The following is a 19,579-nucleotide window of genomic DNA, read 5'->3' on the forward strand; positions in this document are numbered from 1 at the left end:
CGGCTTTCATCCAGTCGCTGTAGCGCGAGTAGACCGAGTTCCAATGTCCGAAATATGTCGGCAGATCCCGCCATGGACTGCTGGTCCGCGCAATCCACAGGACCGCCTCGATAAAAAGGCGGTTATCCTTCCCGCTGCGCCCCCGATCTGTCTTCTTGCCAAGGCACAGGGGTTCCATCTTCGCCCATTGGGCATCCGTTAGTATGAAGCGATCCATACAGACCTTGAATCACATCCAGCATGCTTCAGAAAAGCATAATTCCCAACAGGCCCTGAAAAAAGCTTCACCAAAAACTTCTTCATGCTTACGGCGTGACGGTGGGTTCCATCATCACGTCCTCCGCCTGCCGCAAGACACGCGACAGAATCTCCATCATGCCCTGCACCCTGTCGGCGGGAATGCCATCCAGCACGCGGGCTTCCATGTCGGCGCAGATCCGGTGCAGGGTCACGCATTTGCGCCGGCCGCGCGCGGTCAGCACAAGGCTCTTGGCGCGCCTGTCCTCCTGATCGGGATGGCGTTCGACCAGCCCTTCCTCCTCCAGCAGGTCCAGCACGCGCACCAGCGCCGAACTGTCGGTGTTCATGGCATGGGCCAGCGTGCGCTGGCTGACGCGGTCGGGCAGCATCATGAGATACGCCAGCGGGCGCATCATCGCCATGCTCATGCCTTCGGGCCGCAGCGCGCGGTCCAGGCCCAGCCGCCACGTATTGGCCAGCCGCATGGTCAGGAACGTCATCCTCATGTCCTGAAAGCCCGCGCCCTCGATATCAGGCAATGGTGAACGGTCAGCCATGCGCATCCCCTGCTGGTGTCAGACCCCGCCGAAGTCCTCTGCGTGCCCGATAGCATGCCCGCATGGCCCGATCATGACCCATTTATGCGATGGCTGCCCGGCGGCACCGATATGCAGGACAGATATAATTGACATGGCATTAATTGTCATACAATAAATTACGCTCCATGCCCTTTAACTTCCTGCGGCATGCGTTATCAGATGCCCCAAACGCCGCAGCCGGGAGTCGGCACCCACATGTTGTCCAGCCTTACGCGCCATTTTTCCGATGATGCCCAATGGGCCGCGCTGCGCACCACGGCGGCGTTCAGCGCGCGCGCCCTGCTGTCGGTTGCCATAGCCCTGTTCCTGGCGTTCAGCTTCCAGCTCCAGTCCCCGATGAGTTCGGTCACCACGGTCATGATCGTGGCCAACCCGACGGTGGGCGCGCTGGTATCCAAAAGCGTGTGGCGCGTGATCGGGACCATTATCGGGGCCTCGATCAGCGTGGGGCTGATGGCGGTGTTCGTGCAGTCGCCGGCGCTGTATTTCATGGGGCTGTCGGCCACGGTGGGGCTGGCATGCATGGCGGCGACCTTCCTGCGGCTGTTCCGCGCCTATGCCGCCGTGCTGACGGGTTATACCATCGTCATCATCTCGGCCCCCGCCTTTGATGACCCGGATGGCATTTTCCTCAGCGCCATGTCGCGGCTTTCCGCCGTTGTGGTGGGAATCGTGACCACGGCGGCGGTATTCATGGTCACCTCGCCGCGCCGGTCGGACACGCTGTTCGTGCAGATCCACGGCCTGTTCCGCGACACGGTCAGCTATATCCTGGCCTTCCACCAGGGCTACACCAACGTGCCGGCGCAAAACCCGGACGCCCTGCCGGGCAGCACGTTTCGCGCGCTACCCACCAATTTCCATGACAGCCGGGCCGCCATGCTGGCGCGGATCGGGCGGCTGTCGGATGCGGTGGAATACGCGGCCACCGACAATTACGACATAAGCGTGCGTGAACGTGAAATCCGCGCGGGACTGGCGCGTCTGTCGGGCATCGTGGCGTCGTACCATCCCCACACCATCACCGCATCCGATACCGAACAGGACCGTATGGTGCATGCCGAGATCGTGTCCATGCTCCAGTTCCTCATGGACCGCACGGCGGACCGGACGCTGGAAGCCAGCTGGATGGAGGGCTGCGCGCGCATACGCCATACCCGCGACCTCATGATCGCGCAGGCGCGCGAGACGCATTCCCCGCAGTCGCTGCTGTTCCTTGACGACATACAGGACCTGCTGGGCCAGATCGAAACCGCGCTGCAGGACCTGTCGCGCCGGGGCAGCGCGGGGCGCAGGCTGCGGTTGCAACCCTACCTGGAATGGCCGACGGCGCTGCGCAACGGCGCGCGCGGCATGCTGATCACCATGTCGGCGTGCCTGATCTGGTACGTGCTGCACTGGACGGCGGCCCCGACCATGATGCTGTACGTGGTGGCGGCGGCCAGCCTGCTGTCCACCCTGCCTTCCGCATCCCGCGCGGCGGGGCTTATGGCGGCGGGCACGGCGCTGGGGGTGCCGGCGGGGCTTTTGTGCCATACCTACCTGCTGCCGCAGATAGACGGCTACCCGCTGCTGTGGCTTTCGCTGTGCATCATGCTGCTGCCGGGGATATGGTTGCAGTTCCACCCGAAATTCGGGGTTGGCGGGTTTGGCTACGGCGTGTTTTCGACCGTGATGCTGCAGGTCAACAACCCGATCCATTACTATAATGATATCAGCCTGCTGAACGGGTGGATGGCGCTGCTTATGGGCTGCATCATGCTGGTGCTGTCGTTCCGGGTCATCCTGCCGCCCAACCACAGGCTGGATGCCGCCCGCCTTGTCACGTCGCTGACGCGCAGCCTGCGCAGGCTGGCGCTGTCGGGGCGCAGGCAGGGCAGGGAATGGCTGGTGTGGGAAAACCTGCAATTGCAGAAGGTGCTGCGGCTGGCGATGCGGCTGTCGTTTTTCGCCCGGCCCGCCATGATCCATGAATACATAGACGCCGCCCTTGCCACGCTGTCACTGGGGCGGCTGGTGGAACGGATCCGGATGCTGGCCGCAAGCCCCGACATAACCGGGGCGCAGCAGGTCGCCATTTACGATGCGCTCGATACGTTTTCCGAACTGGCGCACAACCCGCTGCTGACGGCGGCGGGGCTGCGGCGGGCCGCCAGCGTGCTGTGCCCGCCTGACGCGATCACGCTACGCCCCCCCGCACAGGTCGAGGCCATGGCGTGCCTGGTGCAGGCGGCGCGGATCATCCAGGACATTCCCGGCTTCCTTGACCAGCGCGGCCCGCTGCAATGGGCGGAAGATTATCCCGCCGCCCACCGTCCGCCGCTTGCGGCCGTCAGGACGGAATCCGGCTGAGCACCGAGAACGACACCGCATCCATGACCGTCGTGTCCACCTCGTCGCCCGGCTTCAGGGTTTTCAGGAATTCCTGCATCGGCTTCTGGCGCACCAGCACGACGCGGGTAATGTCATCGGGATCGACAAACACGACCTGATTGCGCGTGGTGTCCACGCCCGTCACCTTCACGCGTTCACGCTTGAAGGACACCATCATGCCATGCGGGTGCGGGCCGGTGCGCGTGCCTGCGGCGTTTTCGGTCGATTCCGGCATCGGCGCGCCCGGCGGCGCAATGACGGCGTCAATGGTGCGCACGATGCGCAGGCCGATCTTGTCACCGGCATGAAAGGTCGGCAGCTTGGCGCGCAGGTCGGGGTCAATGCGCACGGTGTCCAGGTTGCCCGCCTTGTCACGCAGCAGCACCATGCCTGCATCGTGGTCCACGCTTTCGACGATGGCGGTCGCCGTCTGGTTGCCCACGATAACCGGGGCGGCCTGCGCCATGGCGGACTGTGATGCGCCACACAGGCTGGCGGCGCCTGTGGTGATGGTCATGGCCAGGGCCGCCGCAAGGCGACGGGGTGCAAACAGCTTCACGTTCATATTCCTAGTTCTTTCCTCAATCTTCCCGGGGGATGCGCCCCCCGCCAGCCGGGCCTGCGCCCGGCCCGGTTCCGTCCTATTCCATAACGTCCAAATGCAGTCATGTATCCAAAGATGTATGACGCTCACGCATAATCCGGAACGCCGGGCATGACCATGAAGCCCGGCAGGCCGCGCATCCGGCGCGCCCACCGCCGCAGGGCGGGGCAGGTATCACGCTCCACCCCAAGGTCCACCGTCAGCGCGAACGTAACAAACAGCACGACATCGGCAATGCTGGCGGCGGGGGAAGCGAACCAGTCATGCCCTTCCATCGCGCGCGCGCTCATGTGGTCTTCCATCCGGCGCAGGGCGGCCGCCAGCGCGCCCATGGGCGGCAGCACCGGCAGCGTGGTGCCGAAGGCGATGTCCCGCGCCGCCGCCATCGTATCAAGCGCCGCCGCCCCGAAATCCAGCCAGTCGAGGATCGCCCATTCATGCGCCGGGTCCAGCCATGCCCGCGCGACCCCGGGCTGACGGGCGATGAACGGCATGATGGCGCCGGGGCGGGACAGGCGCACGCCGCCCGCCACCAGCAACGGCGGCCTTTCGCCCGGCCGCAGTCCCGCCGGGCGCTGGGCCATGGGCAGGTCCATGTCCACGGCCCGTACCTCATACGTCATGCCCATGAGCGACAGGCCAAGGCGCACGGCGTAGCAGCGCACATCCGGCGTCCAGTCATACAGGACCATTGCAGCACTCATGCCCGTTCCCCCGCGGCCAGTTCGTTCATGACGGCAGCGGTCGCGGCCCCGCTTTCCACCGCGTCACGCAGCCGTTCGGCCCAGCGTGACAGTGCCAGGGGCGATACGTCCTGCGCAGCCGCCACCCGCACCACATGCAGCATGGCCTGTCCCGCCGCCGGTTCATGCACCGCCAGCCCGACCGGCCCATGCCACGCGATCCCCGCATCGGGCGCAATGCCGGTCACATGGCGCAACACGCCCACGGGCGCATTGACGTGCAGGGTGCGCACCGGCAGCACGTTGCCCGGCCCGGTCCCTTCGGCGGGAAAATCCTCCGCCCCGTCCATGCTGACCCATGCAAGGCCGGCATGTTCACGCACGCCATAGGCCTGCACATGGATCGAGGCGGGCACACGCACCTGCGGGTGGGCCGGGATCAGCCTGCACCGCGCGCCGCCGCCAAACTGCCAGCCATGGTACAGGCACCCCAGCGCGTCATCGCGCACGAAGCCGAAACTCAGCCGCATGCCACGATGGGGGCAGCGGTCTTCCCATGCATGCAGCGTGGGGGTGGGGGCGTCCTCGCGCCACAACACGACCTCGCGGCCACCAATCCGCACGCCCGCGACCTCGCCACGGCGTATATCGGACAGGACACTGACCGGCTGCCATCTTTTCATACGTTCCCCGCTTCCTTCCATCAGACCCCGAGGATTGCACACCGCCGGGCTTATCGGACGCAACAGCGTGTATTCTTTCACGCAACGCCATGGCGTGCCACCATGGGGGCAGCTAACATTGCGCCACCGTCACGGCAATCCGCGCCCAGCGCGATGGCATACCGCAAACAGGAACCGGGCAATGACACAGATCACCGCCGATGCAACCATCCTGTCCGACTGGCATGTGATCAGTCCCCTGTCACACCTGCGCACCACGCCCACCGACAGCATGCTGCTGGACCGGCATATCACCTTCGGCCTTGATGCGCAGGGCAATCCCTTCGCCTGCGACGTGGCGGACAGGCGCACCCTGCCGGTCCGCGCCCGCCATGGCTGCCTGTGGACCTGCCTGGGCACGCCCGCAGGCGACATTCCCGCCATTGACGAAGCCCTGGAACCCGACCGCAGGCTGGTGGATTGCGGGGTGTTCACGGTGCGGACATCGGCCCCGCGCATTGTCGAGAATTTCCTCGACATGGCGCATTTCCCCTTTGTCCACACCAATATCCTTGGCGCCGAGCCGAACACCGAAGTCGCCCGCTACACCATCGAGATGCGTGAAGGTGGTAACGAGGTCTGGGCCACGGACTGCCATTTCTTCCAGCCGCAGGCCGCCCTGTCCGCCACTGACGGGCTGGACACGGAATACCTGTACCGCGTGGCGGGACCGTTCGTGACACTGCTGTACAAGACCTGCCCCGCGCAGCCCGGACGCTTTGATGTCATTGCCCTGTTCGTGCAGCCCATGACGCAGGAATGTTCCCGCGCGCATCCGGTCATGTTCCTGGTTGACGATGTCTCGTCCCAGGCCAGCCTGGTCGAATTCCAGCAGACCATCTTCCTGCAGGACCGCATCATACTGGAAAACCAGCGCCCGCGCCGGCTGCCGCTTTCGGCCGGGGCGGAAATCCCCACCATGGCGGACCGCATGTCCGTCGCCTACCGCCGATGGCTGCGCGACCGCAAGGTAACCTATGGCACCACGGCCTGAACACCTGCGCCTGACGCATTACCCCCTTCCGCCGGGTGGGGCTGCCCGCGCGGGGCACATGGTGTAAGCGTCACGCATCACCAGACAGAGACACGTCAGGAAAACCACCCATGACCGACCAGACCCCGCCCGACGCCTTTGAACAGGGCAAGGTAGCCGCCACCAAGGGCGAACCACTGATCGAAAACCCGTTTGACGAGACCCTGCCCGCCTATGAACAGTGGAACAGGGGCTGGTGGAGCGTGCGTGAAAACGACGGTGACTTCGATCCTTTTGCTGAAAAATAATAGAGTCATTTTGATAATTTATTCATAAATAATAAATGCTTATGGGTGCTGCCTTTTCCCAAAAAGGCGGCATTCCCTGAAGCTTTTTGAAAAAAGCTTCACCAAAGACTTCTTTATCATTTGCACGATGATGCAACGCCAGGGCCACGATGGCGTGAGGTCATTCAAACGTGAGTGTCCCCCCCATTGTAGGGATGCTGGCCCGCGTGGGATGAATGGCGCTGACGGTTTTGCTGAAACGAAAACGGCGACTGTCCTCAGGGAAAGGCGGCATCGGCAACGGTGCCGCCTTTTTCCGTTCAGACGCTGTCTGGAAAGACTGTCCGAAACATATCGGGCGATCACTAAGACACTGTTTGAAAAGTCAGCCCATGATAGCGCTTTAAAATTAAAGGAAGTTTTTGGTGAAGCTTTTTGCAGAAGCTTCGAAAGAACGCCGCCTTTTTGAAAAAAGGCAGCACCCAAAAACTTTTATTGTTTTTTATCAATTTGTTATTCTAGGAAATCAGGATCGGGCCGACATGCTGCCCGGCGCGCTGGGCTGCGTCTGGGCCGCCATCCGTCCCCCCACCCGCGCGCAGACCCGGAAGGCCAGCAGCGCGCCAGCCGATGTGATGAAAACCGGGATCCACATGTCATGCCCCAGATGCGTGAACTCGATCCCCAGCGCCACGGCCGTCAGCGGCATGGACATGAACGTGCCAAGGAAGGCAATGCCACCCAGCAGCGCAACACTGCCCGCATCCACCGCAGGCAGCACCATGTTCCACGCCCCCGCCAGAACGGTGGACAGCAGCGCCCCCATGGTCAGGCTGGGCGTCAGCAGGCCGCCCGCCGCCCCCGCGCGCAATGCCCCCATGATGACCACCACCTTGAGGGCCAGCAGGATGGCCGCCAGTTCCATGCCCAGCCGGGCCGACAGCGCCAGTTGCATCGGCCCGCGTCCGTTGCCCGGTAGCTGCGGGTAAAAACAGGTCAGCACCCCCAGCAGGGGAAACACCACCAGGCACCAGCCGATGCGCGACACGCCCTTCGCCGCGCGGTTCTGCACGATACCCATCAGCCGCCTGGCCATATGCGCGCCAATGCCAATGGCCGGGCCGGCGCATATCGCCCACAGCACCACGGGGGCTGTGACCGCCATCGGCCCGGTTTCATACTGGTGCACATTGCCCAGCACCGCCCACGGCACGAACGCCCCGATGGCCGACGCCGCCACCGCGCACAGCACGGCACGCTGGCCTACGGTGCCCAGCAGTACTTCCAGTATGAACAGCGCACCGCCCAGCGGCACGTTATACACCGCCGACAGGCCCGCCCCGGCGCCACAGGCGATGAGGATGCGCCGGTCATCGGCCACAAGGTCCAGCATGCGGCCCGTGCCGGTGGCCAGCACGGCGCCCAGTTCACGCGGCGCGACCTCGCGCCCCAGTGGCGAGCCAAGGGCCACGGTCACGATCTGCAGCAGCAGGTGAACAAGGGTGGATAGCGGCGGCATGGGCCTGCCCAGCCCCGTCTTGCCAACAGCGGCGGCAATGCTGACCAGCGGCCGGCCAAAACGCCCCAGCGCCCACCACCCCACGCCGGCCACGATACCCGCGATACACAGGGCCATGATACGCCGCCAGGGGGGCGCGGCGCTGACGCCGAGCAGGAAGTTATGTGGCCCGCCCGCCTGGCCGTAGCCATAGGCGACATGCTGGATCATGTGCAGCAGCAGCGACAGCACCGTGCCCCCCAGCCCGGACAGGATACCCGTGCAGACGACCGCCATGGCCATGACCGGCCAAGGGGTTGAGGCAGCAGGGGGAACGGAAGGCGAAGCGGGTGTGGTCATGGCTGCATGGGGTATGCCGGATCGGGGTCCGGGCGCAAGGCAGGTTTCAGAAACGCAAGGACAGGCTGGACATGTAATAGGTGCCGCTGCCGCCCCCCGCGCGGTTCAGGGCCGGCGCGGTCATGAACCGCGACAGGGTCTGCGCCCATGAAAGATGGGGGCCGACCTGCCATGTCAGCGTGGCCTGCGGGGCCATGCCGATGAACGCCCCACTGTAATGGAACGCATACTGCAACGCACCCGGCCGCGACAGCGGGGCCTGCGTGCTGTCGCGCCAGTACAGCGGGTAGCGGGCCATCACACTCAGTGATCTGAAGAACGTCATGCGCACCTCCGGCCCGATATCGACCATGTTCGATTCGGATACCGTGAGCGAGGCATCGACATACGTCAATTGCGGGTTGAACGGCTGGCTGTACGTGCCCACCGTATCGCGCCGCGCATCCCCGCCCGAAAACACATCCGCCTGCATGCCGACAAAGGTATGGAAACGGTCATGCGGGATACGGTAGCCCACCGTGCCGCTGAACGACCATGCATCGATCGGCCGCGACGGGCTGTCCGGCCGCCCCGTGGCGCGAAAGGCCCCGCCCTGCCATATGCCGCCCACCGAAAACTCGACCGGTCCCGCGATGCCATGCCACCGCCCGCCGAAGTTGTTGCGCGTGGCCATGCCGGGCTGCACCATGAATGACGGCGCGGACACACCACTCAGCCCCCCGCCCGCCTTGGTGCCAAAGTAGAACAGGTCAAGGAAGGAGTAGCCCGCCTGCCCCATAAAGGTGAAATCAGGCGGCGCCCATGTGGTCTCCACGCCATACAGGCGGGTGCCGTAATCTTCCGTATCGTGGAAAATGCCCTTGGGGGTGATGTCGGTGCCGACAAAATCCCACGCATCCACCCGCACGCGCGACCACGCGGCATAGGCCCGGAACCCGTTCCACGCCAGCGGCACGGAGGAGGACATGCGGTAGTACAGCACATAGGCCGGCATATCGAGAAAGGCCTGCCGCCCGAACATGAAGCCCGCCTTCGCCCCCGCCACATGCCCCTTCACTTCAATGAAGGCCTGCTGCGCATCAAGCGGCTTGCGATAGGTGTCGCCATAACCATAAGGCCGCCAGCCACCCGCATCGGCATTGACCAGCTCGCCATACAGCCGCACATACGCCCCCAGGTGCAGGTCCGCCCCATACAGGTTGCGCACCGTAAAACGGCCCGAATCCACGACATGGGCCGCCCCCAGCACCGGGCGGTTCTCGAACCAGTTGCGTGCCCGGCTCTCGCCCGAAAAACTGATCCACACGCTGCCGCCGCGGGTCAGGGGAATGTATTTCAGCACATCGAAGGGATCGTTACCCTTCTTTTTGCCGCGCAGGCTGCTCCAGTCCTCCGCCCAGCGGGCCACGCCATACCGGCCGACGGGACCGAAACCCGCCGCCTCGCCGCTGTCGCGGTTGAACACGCCCCAGTCATACTGGTGGCCCGACGGGCGGCGATACGCCATGGCGGGCATGCGGATGGGCTGGCCCACGGGGTTGGCCGATGGCAGGTACTCGACCGGCGGCACGGTGGTGGCATGCACATGGATGTTTTCCGGCGCACTGCGCCCCGGCTGTGTTACGGACGCAAAGGCCGCGGGGAGCTGCGCGCCCCATGCCAGTGCCCCGGATACCGGCAGGACAAGGGCGGAAAAAGGCCGCCGCCCGGCGGTCCGGGCACGCCGCGAAACCGCGCGGGCGGAAAGATCAGACATAAAGGGGAACAGCACCTTTCGTTACGGAACGGTTCCAATAACGGCATTTCCCCGTATCGCAAGCGAAAACCGGGAACACGCCGCGTCCGTAATGGCAACACGCAGGCACTGCACAACCGGGTCCAAAGGCGGTAGCAAGTTCATATTGCTTCCGGATATGGTTACCTGTACGGAACAGAGACAGCGAAATGATGTTTCAGGGGCAAGGCAGGAAGGGAACGAAATGAAATTCGTTATTGCCGTCATCAAGCCGTTCAAGCTCGATGAGGTGCGCGAAGGGTTGCATTCCATCGGGGTGGACGCCCTGACCGCAACCGAGGTCAAGGGCTATGGCCGCCAGAAGGGCCAGACCGAAATCTATCGCGGCGCCGAATACAACATCCAGTTCCTGCCCAAGATCAAGCTGGAGATCGCGGTGGCGGACGCGCAGTGCGACAAGGTGGTGGAGGTGATCCAGGCCGCTTCGTGCACCGGCAAGATCGGCGATGGCAAGATTTTCGTCCTCGACCTTGAACAGGCAATGCGTATCAGGACACAGGAAACCGGAGAAAACGCGCTGTGATCACAAAGATTGGCAAGGGCGCCCGCCAGTTCGGGCCTGCCGCCGCAACCGTCGCGCTATCCATGGGCAGCCTGCCCGCCATGGCGGCCGATGCGCCCCCCGCCGCGATCGACACGGGTGACACGGCGTGGATGCTGGTCAGCACGGGACTTGTGCTGATGATGACCATTCCCGGCCTTGCCCTGTTCTATGCCGGGATGGTGCGCAAGAAGAACGTGCTGGCGACCCTCATGCAGTCGTTCAGCATCTGCTGCATCATGACCGTGGTGTGGATGGTGCTGGGCTACAGCCTGGCCTTCACGTCGGGCAACGCGTTCATCGGCGGCCTGTCGCGCGTGATGCTCAACGGCCTTGGCGCGGGGATCTCCAAGGGGTCCGACGTGGCCTTCACCATGGCTGCCGGCACCCCCGCCGCGACGACCATGACCATTCCCGAAAGCGTGTGGATGACGTTCCAGATGACGTTCGCCATCATCACGCCCGCGCTGATTACCGGCGCGTTTGCCGAACGCATGAAGTTCAGCGCGCTGTGTGTCTTTACCATCCTGTGGTCGCTGATCGTGTACGTGCCGGTTGCCCACTGGGTGTGGGGGCCGGATGGGTGGGTCGCCAGCAAGATCGGCGCGATCGATTTCGCAGGTGGCACCGTCGTGCATATCAACGCCGGTATCGCGGGCCTTGTCGCCGCCCTGGTGATCGGGCGGCGCAAGGGGTATGGGGAAGAAGACCTGTCCCCCTATAACCTGACCTACGCGGTCATTGGCGCGTCCCTGCTATGGGTGGGCTGGTTCGGGTTCAACGCCGGGTCCGCCGTGGGCGCGAACGGCCGCGCGGGCATGGCCATGGCCACCACCCAGATCGCGGCGGCGGCGGCTGGCGTGTCATGGATGTGCGCCGAATGGATGAAGACCGGCAAGCCGACCGTGCTGGGCATCATTTCCGGCGCGGTGGGCGGGCTTGTGGCCATTACGCCCGCGGCGGGCTTCGTGCTGCCGGGTGGCGCGCTGATGATCGGGCTGGCCGCCGGGCTGATCTGCTTCTGGGGGGCGACGGGCCTCAAGCACATGATGGGCTATGACGACAGCCTTGACGCCTTTGGCGTGCATGGCATTGGCGGCATCGTGGGCGCGCTGCTGACCGGCGTGTTCGCCTATGGCCCGCTTTCGGCCACCGACGCCAACCCTGCGGGAATCAGCGGGTCGTTCGCACAGTTCGTGGCGCAGGCGGAATCCGTTGGCATCACCATCGCCTGGTGCGCGGTGCTGACGTTCATCCTGCTCAAGCTGATTGACCTGACCATCGGGCTGCGTGTCACGCGCGATGAGGAAATGGAAGGGCTGGACATGAGCCTGCATGGCGAGCGGATCAATTCCTGATCCCCTCCGGACCTTCCCGCATCCCCTGAAACTGAGGGCGGCCCCGACGGGTCGCCCTTTTTTCATGCGCAATAATCCATTGATGAAAAAACAAGACGTTTTTGGGTGCCGCCTTTTTTCAAGAAGGCGGCGTTCTTTGAAGCTTTTTGAAAAAAGCTTCACCAAAAACTTCTTTCAATCCGCAACCGTCACGTCCCGCCGCATTGCGCAGCGTGAGCCGGGGGGGAAGCCCGCCTGCGTTTCTTCCCGCAACACGGCGGCAAGGCGTGTATCCAGCATGTCGGGCGGCAGCAGGTAAAAGCCTGATTTTTGGTAAAACGGAGCATTCCACGGAATATTGCGGAAGGTTGTCAGCGTAAGCCCGAACAGATCAAGCGCCCGCGCGCCGTCATATGCCGCAGCCAGCAGCCGTCGCCCCAGCCCCCTGCCCTGCCGGTCACGGGCCACCGACATTTCAAGGATATGCAGGTCCTGCCCACACGGCTGCGCGCTGAGGAAGCCCGCGATCCGTCCCTGTTCATCCACCACGACCCAGCAGGTGCGCGTGGCGATGCAGGCCCGGTGCGCATCAACGGACATGACCCCGTCATCCGCCACCCACGCCAGTTCGGGCACGCTGCGGAAAGCCTGCCCCGCCGAACGTTCGATGGCGGGCAGGAAGCGGGCATCGTCATCGACCGCCTCACGGATGGAAAAAGACATAAGGGTCATCCCGTTTGTGTAACGGGATGACCCTAGCACACCCGTCAGAACGACTGCGAAATACCGGTCAGGATGGTTCGGCGCAGGCCGTATTGCGGCGCGCCCACCCCCACGCCCGTGCCGCTGCGCAGCATGTAGGGGTGATCGAACAGGTTGGTCACATCCAGCCGCAACTGCGTGGTGCGCAGGAAGCGGGAGTGGAACAGGTCGCGGAAGGACTGCACGACCGACATGTTGAAGGTCGCGTATTGCGGAATGACGCCCCCATTGGGCACGTCCGAATCCTGCCGCAGGCCGCTGCCATAGACCATGGTGGCCGAAATGCGCGTGGGGTGCCCGCTGCGATGGAAGAAGGTGTAGCACCCACCGGCGGACGCCGTCCAGCGCTGGTCATGATCCAGATGGATCCAGTGCTGGCTGATATATTTCAGGTCATCGGCGTCAAAGTTGAACTGCGCGCTGGTAATGTCCTTGCCGATCGCCCGCGACCACGCGAAATTGCCATATAGCGATAGCGGCCCGTGGTCATAGGATGTGGAGAATTCATACCCGTTGACCTGCCCGCGCCGGTAATTGAACCCCGACAGGATGATGGGCGCGCCGAACTGCCCTTCATCAATCAGGTTATGGGCCAGCTTGTAATAGGCATCGAACGACACGCGCCAGCCGGGCAGGATGACCTGCTCGATGCCCGCATCAAAATAATGGTCACGCTCGGCCTTGACCGTGTCGCTGCGGCTGACATCGGTCGCAGCCGAGGTATTGGCGAACTGCCGCAGGTCGGACCCACCTACCACCTCGAACGGCGGCGGCGTGAAATAGCGGGAATAGCCCGCATGCAGCGCCGCCCCCTTCCATGCACGCCAGACCACGTTGATGCGCGGGCTGAGCTGGTGTTCGTCGGTATATTCCCCCACGCCATCAAAGCGCAGGCCATAATTGACCGTCAGGTTGCGCACCGGCTGCCATTCATCCTGCACGTACAGGCCGTAGATGTCGCCCGTACGGCCATTGCCCGTGTGGATGCTGACCTGCTGGTTCGCATCATTGAACACCGTGGCGTCAGCCTTGGTGATGTTGCGTTCGCCAAAGACCTGAAAGCCGAAACGGATGGTGTGGTCGGGGCGCACGCGCCATGTCACGTCGCTCTGGGTGCCGGTGGACATGACCGAACGTTCAGCGTGCTGGCTTATGCCCATATAGGCCAGGTCACCCATATTGGGGTCGGGGCTGTAGCCAAGGCTGCTGTAGCGCGAGAAAACCGATGTCTGCAGGCTGAACGCGCCAATCGTCTTTTGCAGCGACAGGATGCCGAAATCGGTGATTTCCTTCTGGCGTTCATTCAGGTTGCTGCTGCCCGGGGCCTGGGGCAGCAGGCTGCTGTAATTATCGCCAAACATGGGCTGGCCACCGATATTGGGCAACTGGTACTCGGCGTTGGAGACACCGGCGATCAGGCTGATCCGCGTGTTCTCATCCACCGTGTACCGCACATGGCCAAGGAAATGGTACTGGTTGCTCAGGTCATGCGGCGCGTTGAAGGACGGGGTCGTGTTCTCGATCCCCACCCGGTCATGCACGTAATCGGCGGTGAAGAAGTAATCCCACTTGCCATGCTGCCCCCCGTACTGGGCGGAGGGGAAGAAATAGTCCCGCGCACCGCCGTAAATGGACACGTTGCCGCCCTTGTTGGTGGACCCGTTCTTGGTGTTGATGTCCACCACGGCGGCTTGCAGGAAGCCATACTGCACCGGCAATGCGCCGGTCGAAAGCGACAGGTTGTCGGCAAAGCGCGTCATCAGCGTCTGGCCGAACACGTTCATGCCTTCGGGCAGTTGCACGCCATCAAGGCGGAACTGCACCTCGTTATGGTCACCGCGGACATGGATCTGCCCATAGCTGTCCTGCGCCACGCCGGGGGCCTGCAACAGCACACTGTTCATCCCGGCGTTATCGCCACCGGGAATGGTTTCCAGCGCCTTGCGGCTGAAGGCATGCACCGTGGCCCCGGTGGAAGGCTGCAACTGGATGCGCGCACGGTCCAGCCGGGCGGTGACGGTCATGGCGTCCGGGGCGGATGACCGGCGCGTGATTTCCCCATCCGTCACCTGCGTGGTGGCCGTGCCGGTCGCGCCAGCCGGCGTGCCCGCCGTCGTGGTCTGCGCCACGAGGGGAGAAACCGGGGTAAACGCGGTCATGGCCGCCAGCACGGCGGGGGATAGCGGGCGACGGGAAAACCATAGGCGGGTCATGTCAGGGCAGGCTCGCATCCAGTCAGGAGATTTCGGATGCCCCAGTTCTATATTGGTACAATATAACATAACAGGCTAAAAAAGCAGGCTTCCGCGTGACGCAGCCGGAATGTTGTTTTTATGCAACAGAAGCATGACCGCCCTGACTTACGCACAGGGCGATCCACGACACGCGCCATTCCATCAATGCGGAACCATGCAGGGACAGACCGGGTCAGGATGCCGGATCGGTCCACAAATCCGCCCGAAAACCAAAAGCCGTTTCTGGTGAAGCTTTTTGCAAAAAGTTCGAAAGAACGCCGCCTTTTTGAAAAAAGGCGGCACCCAAAAACTTTTATTTTTTATCAATGAGTTGTTTTCAAACAGCCTTTTAGAAAACCGTCGCCTTTTATGGCGTCTGGCTGGCACCGGGTGCCGGGCGTTCCATCACGACCGGCGGTTGGCGCGGCGCGTCACGCAGATAGGCATTGAGGAACGTCCGCACGGCGGAGCGGGCGATGAATTCGATGTGCGCCTCATCCGTATCAACCGGAAGTTGCAGCCGTGCGCGCGCCACGATCCGGGTCTGGCACAGGCCATAGAACTGTTCCGCCGCGAAAACCGGGTCGGGAATGTTCAGCACACCCGCGTCATTATGCTGCATGAGCCACGCGGACAGGATGCCAATGGCCTTTTCCGGCCCATACTTCCAGAAGGTTGCGGCAAGGTCGGGGAAATTGCCCGCCTCCGAAATGATGATGCGGTTGAGCATGAGCGACAGCGGCGAGGTCAGCAGCCTGATCATGGCAACGGCCAGATGTTCGAGCGATTCCGTAAGGTTCGCCCCTTCGTCAATCCGGCTGAACAGCAGGGGCATCTTCTCGCACGCGCACTGCTCCACAAAGGCGGAAAACAGCGTGGCCTTGCTTTCGAAATAATTATACAGCGTCCCCTTGGACACGCCCGCATCCCGGGCGATTCCCGACATGCTCGCCCCTTCATATCCCTGCTGGGCAAAAACACGCGCGGCACCGGCCAGGATCTGCTGGCGCTTGGCGGCCGACGCACCGGACAGCGGGCAGCTTTCGGCCTGTGTCTGGCCCGGATGGTCTGGCGTGGTACCCATGGAAATCATCCTGCTCCCGTTATCGGTGCGTACTTTCGATTGACCCCGTGTGGAAAGCCGATAGGCTAGGGGACTGACCGAACTGATCGGTCAATTCATGGCATGGTCACGAAACCATGCCAAGGGCATACAGGTTTATATCAACTGTTTTTGGGACAACAGGGGGCCGCGTTGGTGGGTAGGGGATTTTCATGGCGCACGGCGGTGGTTGGATTGTCGGTCATGACCGCCGGGTGCGCGGTCGGCCCGAACTTCCACAAGCCAACCCCGTGGACGCCCAGGGAGTATGGCGGCCCGAAGCGCATCCAGGCCACGAATGGCAAGGATGGCACGCCAGCGCAGGTCGCAAGCCAGACCACGCCCGATGATCCCGATACCGCGTGGTGGACCATCTTCAACGACCCCGAGCTGACAAAGCTGGAACAGCGCGTCGCGACCGATAACCTCGATGTCCGCCGCTATGCCTACCGCATGGCGCAAAGCCGCGCGGAACTGCGCATTGCAGGCGCCGAACGCTACCCCGCCATGTCCGCCACCGGGTCCTATGCCCGCCAGCAGTACAGCACCAAGATGCTGCAGCGGATCGTGACGGATGTGGAAAGCAGCCCGGGGGTGATGGAGCAGGCACCTGCCCTGGCTAACCTGCAACCCGGACAGGCCAAGATCCCCCTGTTCAACCAGTGGCGCGACAGCATTGACGCGACATGGGAAATTGACCTGTGGGGCCGCGTGCGCCGCCAGTACGAAGCCGCAGCCGCCCAGACGCAGGCCACGAACGAGGCCCGGCGCGGCATGCTGATTTCACGCCAGGCCGAAGTGGCGCGTGATTACATGGACCTGCGCAACACGCAGCAGCAGTTGCGCATTGTCATGGAAAACCGCGACGTGGCCAGTTCCATGCTGGACCTGAACCAGCAGCGCTACGCCAAGGGGCTGGCCAGCGACATGGAAGTGGAACAGGCCCGCGTGCAGTACCAGAACACGCTGGCGCAACTGCCCCAGCTTGAGCAGCAGCTGGTGGCCCAGGTCAACGCGCTCAGCCTGCTTATGGGCGAGCCGCCGCGCGCCCTGTCCGACGAACTGCTGACTGCCTCCGCCATTCCCCCCGTCCCGCCGCGCGTACCCGTCGGCGTGCCGTCCGAACTGGCGCGCCGCCGCCCCGATATCCGCCGCGCCGAAGCCAACCTGCATGCCGCAACCGCGCAGGTGGGCGAGGCAGTGGCCGAATTCTATCCGCGCGTGACGATCAATGCCGGGTTCGGGTTTGAATCCCTGTCCTTCCGCGACCTTGGTTTCTGGAACGCCAAGGCATGGAATGTCGGCCCGTCCATCACCCTGCCCATCTTCCAGGGCGGACGCCTGCGCGGGCAGCTGGAACTGCGCAAGGCCGCCCAGAAGGAGGCGGCCATCAGCTACCAGCAGACCGTGCTGGGCGCATGGCATGACATTGACAACGCGCTGACCGCCTATACCGATGAACAGCTCCGCCACGACAACCTGACCCAGCGCATGGAAGCCAGCCACCATGCCCTGCAACTGGCGCAGGACCAGTACCGCCATGGCATGGTGACCTACCTGAACGTGCTGGACAGCCAGCGCCAGTACCTGGGCGCGCAATCCGACCTGACCACCAGCACGGCCACCATATCAGGCAATCTTGTCCGTCTTTACAACGCACTGGGCGGCGGCTGGGAAACCACGTACCCCGAACCCGCCCCCCGCACGAAGCAGGCGAAGGCGGCCCCGACCCCGGCTTCGACCACCCTGCCCGCCACCACCCCCAACCCCGTCACATCGCACCAACCGGCCTGAATCCGGTGTTAAAGGCTTGGCGCGCACGCGCCTTGCTAGTATAAGCCGCCCCGTTCCCGACTGGATGGGCATACGCCGCCATACGGAACCACGGCGCAGGGACCTGTCATCATGATTACATTGCCCCCCGATTATCGCCCTTCGGATGATGAGGAATTCATGAATCCGCAGCAGGTGGAATATTTCCGCCTCAAACTGCTGAAATGGCGTGCGGACCTCCTCAAGGAAGCGGATGAGACACTTGCCAGCCTGTCAGAAGGCGGCATTCACGAAGCGGACATTACCGACCGCGCCAGTGTCGAGACGGACCGTGCGCTGGAACTGCGCACACGCGACCGGGCGCGCAAGCTGATTTCCAAGATCAACCAGGCGTTGCTGCGCGTCGAGGCCGGCACCTACGGCTATTGCGAGGAAACGGGCGAACCCATCGGCCTGAAACGGCTGGAAGCCCGCCCCATCGCAACCCTTTCGATCGAGGCGCAGGAACGCCACGAACGCATGGAACGCATCCACCGCGACGACTGATCACGCCTGCCTTCCGGCTGGATGACCCCAATTTGCCAGAATACGACAAAAGGGGGTTGCCAGCCGATGCAGGAAAAGTTAGGAAGCGCGCATACAGTGCTGCTGTAGCTCAGTGGTAGAGCACTCCCTTGGTAAGGGAGAGGTCGACAGTTCAATCCTGTCCAGCAGCACCATGATTTTCCTGGACTTTGTTGTTCCGCATTTCCGTGTTGTCTGGTCCACGTGGACCGGAGGATACTGATAGGGCATCAGTGGCCTTTGCCAGCCAGTCCGGGCCATGGTGGCCGTAGGGCCGAGCTCGGCCATCTCGACACCGTTTCCCAAAAAATTTGGCGACCATCTGCAATGGTACGCCCGCCATTACCATCCATGTGGCGCAGATATGCCGCAGGGTATGAGGGGTCACATCATCCAGGCCCGCTTTCGCGACGCGCCTGCTGAACGCTGTCCTGATCTTGTGGATCGGCTTCCGCCGCCCGGTACGCGGGCCAGATGGCCCCCCCAGCACCCCGGCGAATACGAAAGCAACCGATCCCGGATCATCCGGCAACACTGTTCCCATGTAGGGACACGATGATCTGTTCAGCCATGCGCCAAGTGATGATGGTCGGAATCGGTTGACTGCTACAGCCCCGACCTCGTGGTTGGACGGCCGATGAAGGCCGGGACTGCGCGCGCAAGATAGACAACCCATGCGTGTATTTATGTAAAGAAACACAACCTAAGGTAACCGCCCGCGAGGCGGTTTTTTTATGGAGACATCATTCATGGGGGCGTCATCTCCGGCGCGGGCGGCATGGTCGTCCCCATCGGGCTACGGCGCACGCCCCTGCTCAAACGGCTATGGGACCGTAGGCATAAACCAATCCGGGTATTCGTGACGGGTCGCTAGCGCATAAGGTCCGACAGGGCATCGAGTTTGTCAGCTATTGCGGCCACGCCTGAACGCAGGGTGTCTGTAACCGGCCCCGCAGGCTCCATACTGGCAGACAAGTTCTGTACGTCTGAGCGGATTTCATCCAGAAGTGTCCGGCGCTCCGCAAGCAGGCCATCTTCATCTTCCATGAGCCTCTTCCCTCTCCCGCATCCCCGTTCGGGGATGCAGGCAGTGTATGGCGTGAAGGGAGGAAACGCAAAACCTGGCTGTCGA

At 63.2% G+C, this 19,579-nt stretch carries 20 protein-coding genes and 1 tRNA gene; 8 read left to right on the forward strand and 13 right to left on the reverse strand.

Features of this window, described 5'->3' with window-relative positions; translation table 11 throughout:
* Both CFR76_RS12935 and CFR76_RS12940 read right to left on the reverse strand, forming a co-directional pair.
* Positions 1-217, reverse strand: a 217-nt coding sequence (locus CFR76_RS12935) for a transposase (protein WP_146222680.1), incomplete at its 3' end; no start/stop codon positions are given.
* 88 nt (positions 218-305) lie between these two features.
* Positions 306-797, reverse strand: coding sequence for a MarR family winged helix-turn-helix transcriptional regulator (locus CFR76_RS12940; protein WP_208624001.1), 492 nt, complete (start codon positions 795-797; stop codon positions 306-308).
* Positions 798-986: 189 nt separating this feature from the next.
* Between CFR76_RS12940 and CFR76_RS12945 the strand changes: the two genes are divergently transcribed.
* A complete protein-coding gene (locus tag CFR76_RS12945) occupies positions 987-3,191 on the forward strand; it encodes an FUSC family protein (protein WP_110557418.1) in 2,205 nt (734 codons plus the stop codon).
* Here the strand turns inward: CFR76_RS12945 and CFR76_RS12950 are convergent.
* The 3 genes from CFR76_RS12950 to CFR76_RS12960 form a co-directional block, all read right to left on the reverse strand.
* Entirely contained in the window at positions 3,172-3,777 is a 606-nt protein-coding gene (locus CFR76_RS12950) for a hypothetical protein (RefSeq protein WP_025439483.1), read from the reverse strand. The two genes, CFR76_RS12945 and CFR76_RS12950, sit on opposite strands and share 20 nt — an antisense overlap.
* 125 nt (positions 3,778-3,902) lie before the next feature.
* Complete coding sequence (locus tag CFR76_RS12955) at positions 3,903-4,520, reverse strand: glutathione S-transferase family protein (protein ID WP_110557419.1); 618 nt, start codon at positions 4,518-4,520, stop codon at positions 3,903-3,905.
* A complete protein-coding gene (locus CFR76_RS12960) occupies positions 4,517-5,182 on the reverse strand; it encodes a Rieske 2Fe-2S domain-containing protein (RefSeq protein ID WP_110557420.1) in 666 nt (221 codons plus the stop codon). The genes CFR76_RS12955 and CFR76_RS12960 overlap by 4 nt, the downstream gene beginning before the upstream one ends.
* A 181-nt stretch (positions 5,183-5,363) precedes the next feature.
* On the opposite strand from CFR76_RS12960, the gene CFR76_RS12965 reads away from it, so the two are divergent.
* On the forward strand, positions 5,364-6,215 hold the full coding sequence (locus CFR76_RS12965; protein ID WP_110557421.1) for an aromatic ring-hydroxylating oxygenase subunit alpha: 852 nt from the start codon (positions 5,364-5,366) through the stop codon (positions 6,213-6,215).
* Positions 6,216-6,325: 110 nt separating this feature from the next.
* Positions 6,326-6,502 carry a hypothetical protein gene (locus CFR76_RS18125; RefSeq protein ID WP_167402140.1) on the forward strand — a complete coding sequence of 59 codons (177 nt, stop codon included), beginning with the start codon at positions 6,326-6,328 and terminating at the stop codon, positions 6,500-6,502.
* A gap of 22 nt (positions 6,503-6,524) precedes the next feature.
* Here the strand turns inward: CFR76_RS18125 and CFR76_RS18725 are convergent, their stop codons facing one another.
* The 3 genes from CFR76_RS18725 to CFR76_RS12975 form a co-directional block, all read right to left on the reverse strand.
* On the reverse strand, positions 6,525-6,650 hold the full coding sequence (locus tag CFR76_RS18725; protein ID WP_279628935.1) for a hypothetical protein: 126 nt from the start codon (positions 6,648-6,650) through the stop codon (positions 6,525-6,527).
* Positions 6,651-7,007: 357 nt separating this feature from the next.
* Positions 7,008-8,282 (reverse strand): chloride channel protein, encoded by a 1,275-nt coding sequence (locus CFR76_RS12970; protein WP_110557422.1) that lies wholly within the window; start codon positions 8,280-8,282, stop codon positions 7,008-7,010.
* Positions 8,283-8,385: 103 nt separating this feature from the next.
* Positions 8,386-10,095, reverse strand: coding sequence for an alginate export family protein (locus CFR76_RS12975; RefSeq protein ID WP_110557445.1), 1,710 nt, complete (start codon positions 10,093-10,095; stop codon positions 8,386-8,388).
* Between the two features lie 223 nt (positions 10,096-10,318).
* Between CFR76_RS12975 and CFR76_RS12980 the strand changes: the two genes are divergently transcribed.
* Complete coding sequence (locus CFR76_RS12980; RefSeq protein ID WP_025439489.1) at positions 10,319-10,657, forward strand: P-II family nitrogen regulator; 339 nt, start codon at positions 10,319-10,321, stop codon at positions 10,655-10,657.
* Positions 10,654-12,033 carry an ammonium transporter gene (locus CFR76_RS12985; protein ID WP_110557423.1) on the forward strand — a complete coding sequence of 460 codons (1,380 nt, stop codon included), beginning with the start codon at positions 10,654-10,656 and terminating at the stop codon, positions 12,031-12,033. The genes CFR76_RS12980 and CFR76_RS12985 overlap by 4 nt, the downstream gene beginning before the upstream one ends.
* A 174-nt stretch (positions 12,034-12,207) precedes the next feature.
* Here CFR76_RS12985 and CFR76_RS12990 read toward each other — a convergent pair whose 3' ends face one another.
* The 3 genes from CFR76_RS12990 to CFR76_RS13000 form a co-directional block, all read right to left on the reverse strand.
* Entirely contained in the window at positions 12,208-12,744 is a 537-nt protein-coding gene (locus CFR76_RS12990; RefSeq protein WP_110557424.1) for a GNAT family N-acetyltransferase, read from the reverse strand.
* A 35-nt stretch (positions 12,745-12,779) separates the two neighbouring features.
* Positions 12,780-14,987, reverse strand: a complete 2,208-nt coding sequence (locus tag CFR76_RS12995) for a TonB-dependent receptor (protein WP_110557425.1) — start codon at positions 14,985-14,987, stop codon at positions 12,780-12,782.
* A gap of 388 nt (positions 14,988-15,375) precedes the next feature.
* Positions 15,376-16,092, reverse strand: a complete 717-nt coding sequence (locus tag CFR76_RS13000) for a TetR/AcrR family transcriptional regulator (protein ID WP_110557446.1) — start codon at positions 16,090-16,092, stop codon at positions 15,376-15,378.
* Positions 16,093-16,314: 222 nt separating this feature from the next.
* Here CFR76_RS13000 and CFR76_RS13005 point away from each other — a divergent pair, with 222 nt between their 5' ends.
* The 3 genes from CFR76_RS13005 to CFR76_RS13015 all read left to right on the forward strand — a co-directional run bounded on the left by CFR76_RS13005 (position 16,315) and on the right by CFR76_RS13015 (position 18,602).
* Complete coding sequence (locus CFR76_RS13005; protein ID WP_244191941.1) at positions 16,315-17,904, forward strand: efflux transporter outer membrane subunit; 1,590 nt, start codon at positions 16,315-16,317, stop codon at positions 17,902-17,904.
* Between the two features lie 111 nt (positions 17,905-18,015).
* Positions 18,016-18,429 carry an RNA polymerase-binding protein DksA gene (dksA, locus tag CFR76_RS13010; RefSeq protein WP_025439494.1) on the forward strand — a complete coding sequence of 138 codons (414 nt, stop codon included), beginning with the start codon at positions 18,016-18,018 and terminating at the stop codon, positions 18,427-18,429.
* Between the two features lie 98 nt (positions 18,430-18,527).
* Positions 18,528-18,602, forward strand: a tRNA-Thr gene (locus CFR76_RS13015).
* On the opposite strand, the gene CFR76_RS18820 is transcribed toward CFR76_RS13015, so the two are convergent.
* On the reverse strand, positions 18,581-19,123 hold the full coding sequence (locus CFR76_RS18820) for a tyrosine-type recombinase/integrase (RefSeq protein WP_110557426.1): 543 nt from the start codon (positions 19,121-19,123) through the stop codon (positions 18,581-18,583). The genes CFR76_RS13015 and CFR76_RS18820 overlap by 22 nt on opposite strands.
* 194 nt (positions 19,124-19,317) lie before the next feature.
* Entirely contained in the window at positions 19,318-19,494 is a 177-nt protein-coding gene (locus CFR76_RS18130; RefSeq protein ID WP_167402141.1) for a hypothetical protein, read from the reverse strand.
* Between the last annotated feature and the right edge of the window lie 85 nt (positions 19,495-19,579).

Source organism: Komagataeibacter swingsii (assembly GCF_003207895.1).
Lineage (GTDB): Bacteria > Pseudomonadota > Alphaproteobacteria > Acetobacterales > Acetobacteraceae > Komagataeibacter > Komagataeibacter swingsii.